The organism is Enterobacter sp. C3_dUdeg (genome assembly GCF_057536195.1).
The window spans coordinates 897405-912559 of record NZ_BAAKFX010000001.1; the positions used below are offsets into that span (position 1 = coordinate 897405).

General features: G+C 57.3%; 12 protein-coding genes. 5 read left to right on the top strand and 7 right to left on the bottom strand.

Annotated features, from left to right (window positions below):
- Positions 1-33 precede the first annotated feature (33 nt).
- Positions 34-1326 carry a glycoside hydrolase family 10-like protein gene (locus AC27FC_RS04175; protein ID WP_033145604.1) on the bottom strand — a complete coding sequence of 431 codons (1293 nt, stop codon included), beginning with the start codon at positions 1324-1326 and terminating at the stop codon, positions 34-36.
- Between the two features lie 7 nt (positions 1327-1333).
- Positions 1334-1621 carry a VF530 family protein gene (locus AC27FC_RS04180; protein WP_033145603.1) on the bottom strand — a complete coding sequence of 96 codons (288 nt, stop codon included), beginning with the start codon at positions 1619-1621 and terminating at the stop codon, positions 1334-1336.
- Positions 1622-1786: 165 nt separating this feature from the next.
- Here AC27FC_RS04180 and AC27FC_RS04185 point away from each other — a divergent pair, with 165 nt between their 5' ends.
- Positions 1787-3481 (top strand): Hsp70 family protein, encoded by a 1695-nt coding sequence (locus tag AC27FC_RS04185; RefSeq protein ID WP_094935030.1) that lies wholly within the window; start codon positions 1787-1789, stop codon positions 3479-3481.
- Positions 3482-4816 carry a J domain-containing protein gene (locus AC27FC_RS04190; RefSeq protein WP_487159841.1) on the top strand — a complete coding sequence of 445 codons (1335 nt, stop codon included), beginning with the start codon at positions 3482-3484 and terminating at the stop codon, positions 4814-4816. It begins immediately after the preceding gene.
- 73 nt (positions 4817-4889) lie between these two features.
- Here the strand turns inward: AC27FC_RS04190 and AC27FC_RS04195 are convergent, their stop codons facing one another.
- A complete protein-coding gene (locus AC27FC_RS04195) occupies positions 4890-6377 on the bottom strand; it encodes a UbiD family decarboxylase (protein ID WP_196354356.1) in 1488 nt (495 codons plus the stop codon).
- Between the two features lie 112 nt (positions 6378-6489).
- Here AC27FC_RS04195 and AC27FC_RS04200 point away from each other — a divergent pair, with 112 nt between their 5' ends.
- Entirely contained in the window at positions 6490-7374 is an 885-nt protein-coding gene (locus tag AC27FC_RS04200; protein ID WP_033145589.1) for a LysR substrate-binding domain-containing protein, read from the top strand.
- Here AC27FC_RS04200 and AC27FC_RS04205 read toward each other — a convergent pair.
- The 4 genes from AC27FC_RS04205 to AC27FC_RS04220 form a co-directional block, all read right to left on the bottom strand.
- The gene (locus AC27FC_RS04205) at positions 7365-8276 is read right to left on the bottom strand and encodes a LysR family transcriptional regulator (RefSeq protein WP_143346984.1); all 912 of its coding nucleotides are present in this window, start codon (positions 8274-8276) and stop codon (positions 7365-7367) included. The two genes, AC27FC_RS04200 and AC27FC_RS04205, sit on opposite strands and share 10 nt — an antisense overlap.
- A 1-nt stretch (position 8277) precedes the next feature.
- Positions 8278-9264 (bottom strand): MBL fold metallo-hydrolase, encoded by a 987-nt coding sequence (locus AC27FC_RS04210; protein ID WP_196354357.1) that lies wholly within the window; start codon positions 9262-9264, stop codon positions 8278-8280.
- Positions 9265-9405: 141 nt separating this feature from the next.
- Complete coding sequence (locus AC27FC_RS04215; protein ID WP_198922072.1) at positions 9406-10155, bottom strand: 5'-nucleotidase, lipoprotein e(P4) family; 750 nt, start codon at positions 10153-10155, stop codon at positions 9406-9408.
- A gap of 86 nt (positions 10156-10241) precedes the next feature.
- Positions 10242-10769, bottom strand: coding sequence for a GNAT family N-acetyltransferase (locus tag AC27FC_RS04220; RefSeq protein ID WP_033145585.1), 528 nt, complete (start codon positions 10767-10769; stop codon positions 10242-10244).
- Between the two features lie 132 nt (positions 10770-10901).
- Here AC27FC_RS04220 and treZ point away from each other — a divergent pair, with 132 nt between their 5' ends.
- Positions 10902-12689, top strand: a complete 1788-nt coding sequence (treZ, locus tag AC27FC_RS04225; RefSeq protein ID WP_196354359.1) for a malto-oligosyltrehalose trehalohydrolase — start codon at positions 10902-10904, stop codon at positions 12687-12689.
- On the top strand, positions 12686-15154 hold the full coding sequence (gene treY, locus AC27FC_RS04230; protein WP_196354360.1) for a malto-oligosyltrehalose synthase: 2469 nt from the start codon (positions 12686-12688) through the stop codon (positions 15152-15154). The genes treZ and treY overlap by 4 nt, the downstream gene beginning before the upstream one ends.
- The last annotated feature ends 1 nt before the right edge of the window (position 15155 follow it).

Here is a 15155-nt window from a genome sequence, read left to right on the forward strand (position 1 = left end):
AGGCAGAAACGGGGCGTTTCTGCCTGATGGCATTTAGCTTCCCCAGCGTCCTTTCAGGTAGTTCACCGCCTGCTGGGTCTGCGGCTGGTTCAGGTAATCTTCCCGGAACAGGATGGTGCCGTTGACGTTGGGCAGCGAATCGTTGAGATCGAGCTGCTTTTTCAGCTCCGGCACGCCGCCCTGAACCGTCCAGTCCGGCTCGTTTCTCGACGGCTCGCCCACCTTGTAGAACGCAATGCCGATATACAGGCGAGTGTGGGTCGGCTTCACGACGTCGGCCCACCATTTGGTCAGCACGTCGTAGCGCGCGGCGTCCCGGGAGAAGGGCCAGTAAATCTGCGGAGCGATGTAGTCCAGCAGGCCCTGCTGAACCCACTGCCGCGTATCGGCGTAGGATTCATCGTAGGCCGCGGCGCCGCGGGTGTCCGAGCCTGCCGGGTCAAACGAACGGTTACGCCACACGCCCGCCGGGCTGACGCCAAACTCAACGTCGGGCCTGGTCTGTTTAATCGCGCGGGAAACCTGGACGATCAGCTGCTGCGTGTTGTGTCTACGCCAGTCGGCCTTTGAGGCAAATCCCTGACCGTACTGCCGCCAGGTCTGCGAATCATTGAGCGCGGACCCCGGCGATTCGGCGTAAAAATAATCATCGAACTGCACGCCGTCTACCGCGTAGTTCGCCACCACTTCGGTCACCACTTTGGTTATCCAGTCGCGCACTTCCGGAATGCCGGGGTCGAGCACAAAACGGTCGCCCGAGATGCGCACCCACTCAGGGTGCTGGACATAGACGCTGGACGGGGTCTGATAGGCGGTCCGGTTCAGGGCGGCGATGGTGGACGGTTTGGTGTTAGTCGACACGCGGTACGGGTTGAACCAGGCATGCACTTTCATGCCGCGCTTGTGCGCTTCATCCAGCATAAACTGCAGCGGATCGTATCCCGGATACTCGCCGATGTTGCCCGTCAGCATATCCGACCACGGCAAAATTTTTGATGACCAGAGGGCCGTGCTGTCCGGCTTCACCTGGAAAAACACCGTGTTAATGCCGAGGCGCTTAAGGTTGTCGAGCTTGCTTGTCAGCGCCTGCTTTTGCATCGCGATGCGCTGGTCCGCGCTGCGGCCGTTCACCGAGGCCACCGGCGGCCAGTCGAGACGCGAGACGGTCGCCAGCCAGATCCCGCGCATCGGCTCGTTTGCCTGCTGCGTCGGTTTGCTCGCGGTGGGAAGAGGGGTAACCAGTGATTTTGGCGGTTTGGAGGAGCAGCTCACAAGTAAAAGCGCGCAGGCAGCCAGCGCACCAATCCGTTTTACGTGTCGCGTCATTTGCGTATTAGCTCTTGATAATCCGACTGTTGGCCCAAGGATTAAACGCGGGCGCCGCCTGTTCTGTGCTTACCTCATCGTTGAGGGAGTCCAGATACAGGGCTTCCACTTCCGCGCGCGCCCACGGGGTGCGGCGCAGAAATTTCAGGCTCGATTTAACGCTGGGATCTTTTCTGAAACAGTTAATTTTGATTCGGTCGCCCAGTTCGCTCCAGCCGTATTTTGCCACCAGGGCATTGACCATCATCTCCAGCGTTACGCCATGCAAAGGATCTTTGGAAATATGTGCAGTCATAGGTGTCCGGATGTCTCAATGTTTGTGGGGGCAGGGTTTCCGGTGAAAGGGTACAAGAAAGCAGGGGAAGCGGCAATAATATCAAGATCCCCCTTTTTTTGGGCATTAGTTCTCTTCTAACTATTTGTATAATCAATAGAGTAACAATGAAAAACAGGTATACCGATGACGCATAATCAGGTGCTGGGAATCGATCTCGGGACAACGAACAGCGCGGTCAGCGTTTGGCTTGAGGGGCGGCCAGTGCTGGTTACGAATAAAATTGGTGAGGTTCTGACCCCTTCAGTCGTGGGTCTTGATGATGACGGCAATATCCTGACAGGCCGTCCTGCCCGGGATCGTTTACAAACTCATCCGCATCTCACGCAGGCGAGCTTTAAGCGTTTCATGGGGACAGACATCCAGCTTCCGCTTGGGCTAAGGCAATTTCGTGCGGAGGAGTTATCTGCTCTGCTGCTTCGCCAGTTGAAAGAGGATGCTGAAGCCTGGCTTGGCCAGGCTATATCCGATGCGATCATCACCGTTCCGGCTTATTTTAATGATGTACAACGACGGGCGGTAAAAAATGCTGCCAGCCTGGCCGGCCTGAATGCCATCCGCCTTTTAAACGAACCTACCGCAGCTTCTCTTGCTTTTGGGTTACTGGAAAACAGAGAACAAAAATATCTCACTTTCGATCTTGGCGGTGGGACATTCGATGTATCCATTATTGATATGTTTGAGGGCGTGGTGGAAGTCCGTGCCAGCAGCGGAGACGTACACTTAGGTGGAGATGATTTTTCGGATGCCATTCTGCAATGGATGTTGCAACAACACCCGGCTCTAAAAGCAGCCCCCGATACGGTGAGGGCCGAGCTGCTGGCGAAAGCCGAAAGCATGAAACTGACGCTTAGCCAGCATGCACAGGCCGAGGTCACTCTATGCTGGAATGATACGGAGTGGCGATGGTTAATGAATGAAGAGCAATTTGCCCAGTGCTGCAAACCGCTTTTAAATAGGCTTCAACATCCTGTTCAGCAGGCGCTCAATGATGCGCGTTTCTCCGTGCGCGATCTGGACCATATCCTTCTGGTGGGAGGGGCGACGCGCATGCCACTCGTCCGCCAGACTGTCGCGCGACTTTTTGGTCGCTTCCCACGTCACGATCTTCATCCCGACGAAGCCGTAGCCCTTGGTGCTGGCGTTCAGGCCGGTATGGTCATGTCTGATGTCGCCGTGGAGGATATCATTCTCACGGACGTGATGCCTTTTTCTCTGGGTGTTGAAGTTGCCAGGCGGAGTTCGGAGCGTCTTGAGACGGGATTTTTCCTGCCACTCATCGAACGAAATACCTTTCTACCCGTGAGTAAGATGGAGACAGTCAATACCGTTGAAGATAATCAACGCACTGTATTGCTGAAGATCTACCAGGGGGAGGCGCGCAAAGTTCGCGATAATATTTTTCTGGGTGAAATGAGTATTGATGTCCCACCTGCACCGGCGGGAGAGGTCTCTCTGGATGTCCGCTTTACCTATACCCTCGATGGTTTGCTGGAAGTCGAATGTCAGTGTCAGGGAAACCCCGCCATCTCAAGACGGATTATTGAAAAAGTGCCGGGGCAGATGAGCGATGAACAAATTGCCGAGAGTCTGCAAAAGCTCGCCGCACTCAAAATCCACCCTCGCGATCGTAAGGAAAACGTCGCGCTGTTGGCTCGCTGTTCGCGACTCTATGAACGGCTGCTGGGGGACGAGCGAGCCTGCATTGACCGGCTTACAACAGAATTTGAGTGGGCTCTTGAGAGTCAGGAGCCGCAGCGGATTGAACGTTCTGCACGAGAGGTTGAACTTTTTCTCAATAGCTACGAAGGGGTCAGGTAGATGAGCATCTGGCAAACTCTTGATATTGCTCCTACAGAGGATGAATCGGAAATTCGGCGAGCCTACGCACGCCAGTTAAAAAAGAATCGTCCTGATACCGACCCCACTGGTTACCAACGCCTACGGGAAGCCTTTGACGATGCAAAACGCTTAGCAAAGGAAGGCAAAGAGAAGGATCTACAACGTGTTTTAGTTGATGAACCAGCGGCAATGGTTGATCGTCAGGAAGAAACTGATGAACGCGTGACCGTTTTCTTACCAGAGCGCGAAGCGTTATATACGGAACAGGAAATATCTGCTCTGGCTTATAAGCTCGTCAACGAAGAAATATCCGGCATTGCTTCTCTCAAGCATCTCTCCGCCCGCATTAACGGGCGAGGAAGTCTTGAACAACAACGGCTTTTCAGTCAACGTCTTGCCGCTGCACTGGCTGAACAGGCTGGATTAACTGAAGCGCAACTTGATATCGTGGCGGAAATGCTGAACTGGCGGATACATGATTACGACTTTAGCCATATCATCCCGCTTTACCTTCAACACGCCATTAATCATCAGATCCGCCAAACTGAAATCCTCCGAGCCTGGCAGAAAATGGAGGCGGAAGGGAAGCAGGGATCATGGCGGGAGAGGCTGGCTATTAAGCTGCTCAGAAGTGAACGACCGAACGTACCTTTTTGGATACGATTATTGCCGGGTTTGATTGAAACTATGGCAACACGATATCAATACGTACTGCAATCTTTTCCGGAAATCCTCCCCCGGCTCAATCCTTTTATTCTGCAGTTCCTGCAGAGAGCACGATTAGGCCTCACATCGGCGGGTCTTTTCTTATTGGCATTCTGGGGTTTTCTTTTCAGCGCTATTTTACCCTCCACTGGGGGTATTACCCTCGTCAGTACCATTACAATTGCAACGCTTATTTTCTACCTTTACGTCAGCGATATGGTGTTGATAAGCGCCCATTCCAGACCCAGATTGCTCAGCGCTTTTTTAGGCATTGAGTTCCTGCTTTCACTCATTATTATTCAGTGGTTCTTTGGCGGACTCTATTTTGCTGCTCTTTCGGCCATTACTACACCCGGTCTGGGGCCACCACTCCTGATGACGGCGATCTTTTTGCTGCTGTCGGCGATAGCCGTATGGGCAGTGTGGCCGAATCGAAAAGTACCGGCGATCCGCTTGCCCGGAATTATCATGAGCAGGCTCTTTTCCAGTCCATGGCGGATCCTTGAGGTGATGAATTTCGCCTGGTATAGCTTTATCTGGCTTTTCATTCATTACTTTATTTGTGCTGCGGTTATGGCGGCGCTGATTAATCAGTTTAGTGAGAGATGAATTAAATATGGCGCTCTAATAATAAAAGGTCACCCGGCTTAAGCCAGAGTGACCTTATTAAATTTTCAGCTATTTATTTCTTATCAGCGAACAGCTCCGGCGCCCACGGACGCGGATCCACCTCCATAAACGGCGCGCGCTCGAAGCGGTCCTTCAGCGCCCACGGCACCGTGCAGTCGAAGATGGTCTTGCAGGAGATGCCGTTTGCGCGAATTGAGGTGCTGTAATCCGGCGACTGGGACGGATCCAGCTGGTGGCCGCGGATCCCCGGAATATTGGTGATGCTGACATCGCCCTGCATGCGGGTGGTCATCGCCCACAGGATGTCGTCGCTGTCGAAAATATCCACGTCTTCGTCGACAAGAATGATGTTCTTCAGCTCCGAATAGGTGGCTAAGGCAATGAGCGCCGCCTGTCCCTGACGTCCTTCGTCTGACGGCTGGCGTTTTTTCACCTGCAGGATCCCGAGGAATTTACCGCCGCCCGCGGTATGCGCATAGACGTTTTGCAGGAAGCCCGGAATCGCCTCTTCAACGGCATTGCGGATGCTGGCTTCCGTCGGTAAACCGGCCAGGGTGGTATGCTCTTCTCCCGGTCCCACCAGCGTTTGCAGGATCGCGTGGTTTCGCATGGTCACGGCTTTCACTTTGATCACGGGCAGGGACGGGTTCGCCTCGCCGCAGTAGCCCGGGAACTCCGGCATCGCGTGGCCGGTGTTGGTATGCTGATCTTCTCTTACGCGCACGCCCGGCAGCAGTTCGCCCTCGATGATGATTTCCGCCCGCGCGATTGCTTTCTCTTTTACCGCCACGCCCTGCACCAGTTCGACCGGCTGCTGGCGCAGCGCCCCGGCGACGCCCAGCTCGTTGTAGCCAAACGGCGTGGTGGGCGCCTCAAAGCACGCGCCGATATAGATGGCGGGATCGAGCCCCATATTGATCGTCACCGGCAGCGGTTTTCCGGCCTCTTCCGCCTTTTTGCGGAAGACTTCGATATGCCGACCGGCGGCAAGGAACATGGAAAGCTCGTCGCGCTCCTGAACGCAGAGGCGGTGGATGGTGACATCCGTTAGCGAGCTGTCTTCCGGATCGCTCGCCAGCACCAGCCCCAGACAGAAGAACGGGCCCGCATCAATCGGCGTGTTTGTGGGGGCCGGAAGAAGCTTGCGCAGGTCGAAGTCTGGGTCGTCTGCGTAGAAGACCTGTTCCTGGCAGGGCGCCTGCGAGGCGGGAACGACAACCGGCGCAACCGGCTTTTTCACCGCCTGGCCGACGTGTTTTGCGAGTTCAGAGGGCTCGCAGCCCAGAAGGAGCGCCGCACGCTCGCGGCTGGCGTGCATGCCCACCAGGATGCGGGAGCCCGGATAGCCCTTCACGCTGTTGAACATCATGGCCGGGCCTGTACGCGTTGGACGTTTTACCGTGCCTCCCGCGCCGATATGGCGGTAGACCCCCGCCAGCTCCGCGTTGGGATCGACCGGATAATCGGTTTCAAGATACTGCCTTTCGTGGCGCTGAAGCAGGGCGATGGCGCTGCGGAGATCGTTGATCGGGTTTTCCATATTTTCCTCCCTCGTTTGAATACCTCCATTTTTATGGCAATGGCCAATAGCATCAATTGCATCATTTCTGCTAAATTGATAAGTAAATTTATATCAAAAAAGGAAGCGTTCCGTGCAGTTTCGTCAGATGCGCCATTTCATCGTCGTGGCCGAAGAGCTCCACATGCACCGGGCCGCTGAGCGTCTGAACATGGCGCAACCGGCCCTGAGCCAGCAGATAAAGGCGCTGGAAGAACGTTTAGGCGTCACGCTCTTTAGCCGGGCGAACCGCCGCTTAACCCTGACGCCCGCGGGTGAAGCGTTTCTGGTGAAAGCCAGGCTCGCCATCTCCCTGACCGAGCAGGCGGTTCTCGACGCCAGGCAAACGGCGAGGGGCGAGCAGGGGGTATTAAACCTGGGGTGCGTGTCGAGCGCGATGTTCGACGGCAGGCTGCCCGCCGCGCTGCGCCAGATGCATACGCGCTGGCCGGCCATTACCATGTCGCTGGTGACGGGAAACGTGCAGACGCTCTACGCGGCCGTGCAGAGCAACCAGCTCGATGTGGCTATTATCCGGGCGCCGCTGCCGTCGCTGCCTGACGATCTGCAAAGCCGCCCGTTCACGTCAGAGAAAACGGTACTTGCGCTGTATCGTCAGCATCCGCTGGCGGGATCTTCCGCGCTGACGCTTTCGTCGGTGAAGGACGAAAAATGGATCTCCCTGCGCGACCCGGAGGGAATGGGGCTGGAACAGTACTTTTATGACGCCTGCAGCGGGGCGGGCTTTCAGCCGGACGTGGTGCAAAACGCGACCGACGTGCCCACCGTGATAAGCCTGGTCTCGGCGGGGTTTGGGCTGGCGCTGCTGCCCGCCTCGGCAAAGGCGGTGAGCGTTGAGAACGTGGTGTACGTGGACATCCTCGACCGGCTCCGGGAAAGCGAGCTGACGCTGGTTTGCCACCGGATTATTCGCTCAGAAGTGCTTAAAAAATTCCTGATTACCCTCGATCATACCTGACGCCCGGCGGCCTGCAGCAGCTGCTCGCGCAGCCAGGCATTTGCCGGATCCTGGCTGTTTTTCGGGTGCCAGTACATGTAGATGGTAATCGGCTGGAGCGGCAGCGGCGGCGCAAAGAGATCCAGCGTGCCGGCAAACTGTTTCAGCATCCGTTCCGGCAGGGTGCACACCAGGTCGGTACCGGCAACAAGCGCAGGCGCCACGGCGTAGCTCTGCGTGGACATCGCGACGTGCCGCTGGTAGCCCAGCCCGGCCAGGGTTTGATCGACAAAGCCGGTAAACGGATCTCCCGCCGATGACACCACCAGATGAGAAAGCGCGCAGTAGCTTTCCAGGTCTAACGCTCCGGTCCCGCGCGGATGGCCTTTGCGTTGGGCGGTGGCAAACGCATCGTCGAGCAGTTTGCGCCTCACCCAGCCGTCATGGGCGCCCGCGCTTACGCCGATGTAGATATCCACATCTCCGGTTTCGAGCTGCTGCGGCAGTTCGGACATCTGTGGCAGGGCGAAGCGCAGGCGAATACCAGGAGCTTCGGTACCCACCTGGTTAAGCAGCCCGGTGCCCAGCATCAGCGCCGGGTTTTCGTGCAGCGCGATAACAAAGGTTCGGGTGCTGGTCTGGGCATCAAACGTGGTGGGAGAAAACATCGCGCTGATGCCGCGCAGCACGCTCTCTACCTGCGGCTTAAGCGCTTCCGCTCGCGGCGTGGGCAGCACCCCACGTCCATGTGGGGAGGGAATAAACAGCGGTTCGCCAAACAGCGTTCGCAGACGCGCGAGACGGGCGGACAGCGCGGGCTGGCTGATGCCCAGCCGCGCGGCCGCATGGGTGATATTCCTGTCCTGAAGCAGGGCGTCCAGGGTCAGGATCAGGTCGATGTCCATGTCAGAGACGAACGTCATTTTATTTCGCGCTGCCGGCGTCCCGGTTGGTATAGGTCACAGGGACCCAGGCATAGCCGCCGTTTTCGCCTTTGGTGACATACCCGATACCCGGGAACGGCAGATGGGGCGCGACGACCAGGTCTTTATTTTTCACAAAGTCCGCAAACGCGTGTTCGCGCACGCTTGCCGCTTTGTTCTGATCTTCATCGTAGGTAATGGTCACGTCAGGCTGCGGGAACTGAACCGCCGCGGCATGAATGATGTCGCCGACAAAGGTGATCTTCTCGCCTTTGCTTGTCAGCGTGTAGAAGGCTGAACCCGGCGTATGGCCGGGATGAACCGTGCCGGTCAGCCCCGGGAGAATCTCAGATGTGCCGCTAAACGGCACCACTTTACCGGCGTCAAGATAGGGTTTTAAGGTCTTCTGCGCGACGTCAAAGTAGTTCTTGCCGTAGCCGGTTTTTTTCTGATTCTCGTCGTTAAAGAAAAAGTCGACGTCCGGTTTGCCAACGAAAACGCGCGCGTTGCTGAACACCACCTTGCCGTCTTTCACCAGGCCGCCCGCGTGATCGGAGTGGGCGTGGGTCAGCAGGACTTCAGTAATGTCCTCGGGTTTAATCCCCTGGGTGGCGAGGCTCTCAATCAGACGTCCGCCGTTGCCGGGGCCAAAGAGCTGTCCTGAGCCCGTATCCACCAGAATTTTATGTCCGGGCATCGCAATCAGGAACGCGTTGATGGACACTTCAGGCGGGTTGGTCTGGAAATTTTTCGCGAGCAGCGCATCAATTTTTTGCGGCGTTGTCCGGCGCAGCAGCTTGTGCAGATCCTGCGCGACGGTCCCGTCGGTAAACGAGGTGACCAGAACGTCGCCGACCTGAACGCTGTATCCGCCCGCCGGTTGTTTAACGACGTGCTGGGGCGTCTCTGCCGCCGCCTGCAGCGCAGGGTAGAAAAGCAATGAACTGGAAATCAGCGTAGAAAGAGCAAGTTTTTTCACGGTAAGCATACGAGTCTCCTTTGAAAGCGCTCATCTTACTTCTTCGTAAAATTATAAGAACCTGCCCAGAAATGATAGGACCTATAAACGCAGTGGATAGTACAGCGCAGAAGCCGGGTGGCGATGCTGCCTTTCCCGGCCCGTAAAACCTTATTTTTTCAGCGGCGCGTTCCAGCTGTCCGGCGTGGCTTTGGACCAGGAGCCATAAGCGGCATTTGGCAGCACAATCCAGTCGTTTCCGAAGTGTTCCGCGCTGGCTTCAACCAGCTCGCGCTGCTGCTCGCTCGGCTTTTTATTTTTAAACTGCACGGCGAAATCCGGCAGGCTGTCGCCAAACAGCATTACGATCTGCTGCTTTTTGAGGATGCTCTGGCGACGCTCTTCCTTGCTGACCGTGTCCAGAAGCACGCTTTCATCGGACACCTGCGGAAGTCCCAGGGCTTTTAACGTCCTGAGCGTATCGGCTTTATTTTCCTGCATACGGTCCGAAACATAATAGATACGGACCTTGCTTTGATTCACATGGTCAAGAAACGCCTTCGCGCCCGGAATTAAGCCGGGTTTTCCCTGTTTTTCCCAGTCGCTCCAGGTGTCCCATTTTGTATAGTCGTGACACTGCTCGGTGTCGCGCACCAGCAGAGGGGTGTTATCCAGCACCGTTTCATCCAGGTCCATTACCACGGCGTAATTTTCAGGCGTTTTCAGCTCTTTTAACTTCTCGTTGAAACGCTCGGTGGCAAACCGATACGTCTGCAGCTGAAGAGCCACGATCTCTGCCGATTTCTGCTGATAGCGCAGCGCCATTTCGTACGCTTTGGGTTCACACAGCTCGCCCCCGGCGGCCGTCGCCGCTGCCGTTGCACTCAAAACAGGTAATGCCAGCAGTAATACCTTAGCCATTGAATTCACACTTTTTTCCTCAACACCCTGGTTAAAATCCCGAAAGCGTAATGAAATTCAATGACAGAAATATGAAGGCCACACCGCTAGACCAGCATGTAATACCAGAACAGGGCGACTTCGTCTTTTTCCGGTAAGGCGTTGTAGAGATAACGATCGTATCCGCCCAGGGTAAACCCGTAGTTGCGGTAAAACAGACAGGCAGAGACGTTCACATTTTGTGTTTCAAGCCGTAATCCCGGCGCGTTTACGCTGCGGGCCCACACGTGCGCGGCGGCCATTAATTTTTGCGCGGCGCCGGTTCTGCGTTTCGTGCGCTCCACGGCAATGTAATCCACCGAGATAAACTTATTCCAGCCGATTGACGCGGTAATAAACCCCGCAATTTCCCCGTCATCCGTTTCGGCAATAAGAAATATGGCGTCCGGATTAACGCAGTGGTTTTCAAGGGTTTGGATATCGAGCTCGTAGGTTTTAATCCAGGGCACGGCGACGGCTTCGATATGCAAATCGCAGTGGATAAAGGGCTCTCGCGCAATGTGGCTAATGGTGAAAGAAAAGTCACAGCATTCAAGGCGAGCGAGGTCGGTATTGAGTCCTTTTCGAATCTGCATAGTCTTCCCGGTAGTGAGTTATTTCATAAAGAATAGACGAAGCGGTTAAATTCGCTGGCCTAACACACTTTTAATCCTGAACTAAGCTTGTACTTCGTTCCGCGTAAAATGTGGGTCATTCGAGGACAATGAATGGAATTCAGGACATTTCAAAAGCAGTGGGGTGCTGAGTTTATTTCCGATGACGTTGTACGTTTTCGCGTCTGGGCAGAAGGACAGAAAGAACTAACGCTACGTCTGGCCGCCGCCGACGTGCCGATGACGGCAGCTGGCGACGGCTGGTTTCAGGCAGACGTATCCGGCGTCACGCACGGTGGAGAATATCAATTTGTTCTGCAGGACGGCATGACGGTGCCCGATCCCGCCTCGCGCGCGCAAAAAGGCGACGTTAACGGCCCCTCCATCGTTATCGATCCCCAACGCTATCAGCCGGTCAACCGGGACTGGGCAGGGCGGCCGTGGGAAGACACGGTTATCTACGAGCTGCACATCGGCACGTTTACCCCGGAGGGTACCTTCCGGGCCGCCATCGACAAGCTGCCGTATCTGGCAGAGCTCGGTATTACCCAGCTTGAAGTGATGCCCGTCTCTCAGTGTGGCGGAACACGCGGCTGGGGGTATGACGGCGTGCTGCTGTACGCCCCGCACTCTGCCTACGGTACGCCGGAGGATTTCCACGCGTTTATCGACGCCGCGCACGGGCTGGGACTCTCCGTGGTGCTGGATATCGTGCTCAACCACTTCGGCCCGGAGGGGAACTATCTGCCGCTGCTGTCGCCCGCGTTTTTTGATGCACAGCGGATGACGCCGTGGGGCAACGGCATCGCTTACGAACGCGAGCCGGTAAGGCAGTACATTACCGATGCGCCGCTCTACTGGCTGACGGAGTACCGTCTGGACGGCCTGCGCTTCGATGCCATCGACCAGATTAAAGACACCTCGGAGACGCACATTCTGGAGGAGATTGCCGCAAAAATCCGCGAGGCGATCCCGCACCGCCACGTTCACCTGACCACGGAAGACAGCCGCAACGTGATTTTCCTGCATCCGCGCGATGAACAGGGCAACACGCCGCTGTTCACCGCCGAGTGGAATGATGACTTCCACAACGCCGCCCACGTGTTTGCCACCGGCGAGACGCACGCGTACTACCAGGATTTTGCCTTTGAGCCGGAGAAAAAGTTCGCCCGGGCGCTGGCGGAAGGCTTTGTCTACCAGGGCGAGATTTCGCTGCAAACCGGCGAATCCCGCGGGGTGGAGTGCCAGACGCAGCCGCCGCAGTTCTTCGTCGATTTTATTCAGAACCACGATCAGACCGGGAATCGCGCCCAGGGCGAGCGTCTTATCACCCTGGCCGGTGTCGACAAGACGCGGGTGCTGCTTGCCGCGCTGCTGCTTTCCCCCCATATCCCGCTGCTGTTTATGGGCGAGGAGTTTGGTGAAACGCACCCGTTCCTGTTCTTCACCGATTTTCACGGCGATCTGGCAAAGGCGGTGCGGGAAGGGCGCGCAAAAGAGTTTACCGGCCATGCCGGGCACGATGAAACCGTCCCGGATCCGAACGACCTGAGCACGTTTATCCGTTCAAAACTCGACTGGAATAAGATTGCCACCGACGAAGGCAAAACGTGGCTGCGCTTCACGCGCCACCTGCTGACGCTGCGTCATCGCCATATCGTTCCGCTTCTGCGTCATGGCGGCGCCGTTGAGGGCAAAGTAATCAAGACCGCGCCCGGCATGGTGGCGGTGAGCTGGCATTTCCCGTCGGGGACGCTCTCTCTGGCGCTGAATATCGGTAGTAAGCCCGTCGCGCTGCCCGATCTCGCGGGTGAGACGCGCTTTGCCTGGCCGGAAGTCACTGACGTTTTACCGCCGAACGGTATTGTCGTTCGCTTTGCTGATGGAGAAGCATCGTTATGATCCCTTCCGCCACGTACCGTATTCAGTTCCGTAATGGCATGACCTTCGATCGCGTTGCGGCGCTGGTGCCTTACCTGAAAGATCTCGGCATCAGCCATCTCTACGCATCGCCCGTATTTACCGCCACAGCGGGTTCCACCCACGGCTATGACGTGACCAACCCGAATGAAATTGACCCCGCGATCGGCGGACGAGACGGTTTCGACCGCATGGCGGCGGCGCTTAAGCAGGCCGGCATGGGGCTGATTCTGGATATTGTCCCGAACCATATGTCCACCTCGCTGGAAAATGCCTGGTGGCGGGACGTGATTGAATACGGCCAGCAGAGCCGCTATTTCCGCTATTTCGATATCGACGGGTCGCGCCCGCTAACGCTGCCGTTCCTCGGCGACACCTTTGAGGCGGAGCTGGAGAAGGGGGCGATCGCTCTAAAACGTGACCCTGTCACGTACAAGGCCGCGCTGGTTTACTACGACGCCGAGTATCCGCTCAACCCCGGTACGTACAGCGAGGATAAGAGCATCGCTGAGCTGCATGAAGCGCAAAGCTGGCGGCTGATGTCCTGGCGGGAAGCGCCGAAGCAGCTCTCGTGGCGGCGCTTCTTCGAGATCACCGGGCTGGTCGGCGTTCGGGTTGAAGACGACGCGGTTTTCGACGATACGCACCGGCTGATCCTGGAGCTGGTTCACGCCGGCGTGGTGGACGGCCTGCGCATTGACCACGTCGACGGCCTGGCCGATCCGCTGGGGTATCTGCAGCACCTGCGGGAGAAAACCGGGCCCGACTGCTACATCACGGTTGAAAAAATCCTCGCGAAGGGAGAACAGCTCCCCGCCGACTGGCCGGTATCCGGCACCACCGGCTACGAGTTTATCGCCTCGCTGGCGGAAGTGCTGGTCGACGACGATAACCTGTCGCGCCTGGAGACCATCCACGACGAAACGCTGGGAATAGCGGTCGATCGCCACGCGGAACTGCGCGATGCCAAGGGCCTGATGACCGATCGCAATTTTGAGGGTGAATTCACCACGCTGCTTAACCTTGCTGACGATCTGGCCCGCCGCAATGAGGTTGCGCTACCGCGCGAGGAGATCCGCCACGCGCTGCGCGAGCTGCTTATCGCCTTTCCGGTCTACCGCACCTACGGCACCCGGGAGGGATTAACCCCGTCGGACGTGGCGCTGCTTAACCGCGTGGTCGCCGGCGTGGAGACGTCTGAAGCGGCGCTGAGCCTGATTGTGCGCATTCTCACCGGCGACCTGCCGGAAGATTGCCGCGAGTCCGCCGCGCTGTTCAGAACCCGCTTCCAGCAGCTTACCGGGCCGCTGATGGCGAAGTCCGTTGAAGACACGCTGTTCTTCCGCCACAACCTCGAGCTGGCGCTCAATGAAGTGGGCGCCGACCCGACGCCGCGCGCGTTTTCATTATCCCGCTTCCACCAGGAGATGCGCATTCGTCTCGCCCGACAGCCCGACGCGCTGCTGGGCACCTCCACGCACGATACCAAGCGCGGGGAAGACGCTCGGGCGCGTCTCTACACCCTGACGGAAGCGCCGGAACGCTGGGGGGAAAATCTGGCCCGCTGGCGACAGATGAACCAGACTCAGGTGCGTTTTCTCAATGACGGTACCGCGCCGAACGCTGCCGATACCTGGATGATCTATCAGGCGCTGGCGGGCGTCTGGCCCGCCACGCTGTCTCCGGACGACGCTGAAGGGCTTGCATCACTGGAAGCGCGTTTTATCGGCTTCCTCGAGAAAGCGCTGCGCGAGGCAAAACAGCGCACCGACTGGATCGACAGCAACGAGAGCTATGAGAGCGTGGTGCTGAGCTACGCGCGGCACCTGCTTTCGCCGGACAACGCGCTGTTCCTGCAGGATTTTAGCGAGGCGATGCAGCCCTTTATCCGCGCCGGGTTGATGAACAGCCTCAGCCAGACGGTAATCAAGCTGACGGCTCCCGGCGTGCCGGATATCTATCAGGGCAGCGAGGCGCTCAACTTTAGCCTCGTCGACCCGGATAACCGACGGGAGCCGGACTTCAACGCGCTGGTGCACAACCTCAGCGCGGCGGATGCCACGGTATTTGATAACCCGGCCTGCTGGCGAGACGGGCGCGTTAAGCAGTTCGTCACCGCCACGCTGCTGCGGCTGCGTCCGCATTACGACGCGCTTTTCCGCTACGGCGACTGGCTGCCGCTTAAGGTCACCGGCGAGCGCGAGGAGAACCTGATTGTCTATGCCCGCGTTAAGGACGAGGAGGCGCTGATTGTCGCCGTACCGCGTCTGGTTTTTGATGTCACCGATAATCATCAGCTGTGGGTCAATACCAGGGTCGCGATACCGGAAGAACTGGCCGGGAAACGCTATCGGGATCTGTTCAGCGGTGAGAGCCGCATTCTGCAAGAGACGCTGGATTTAACGTCAGAAAAGGGATGTGTACTGGTTCTGCTTACCTGCGAATAAT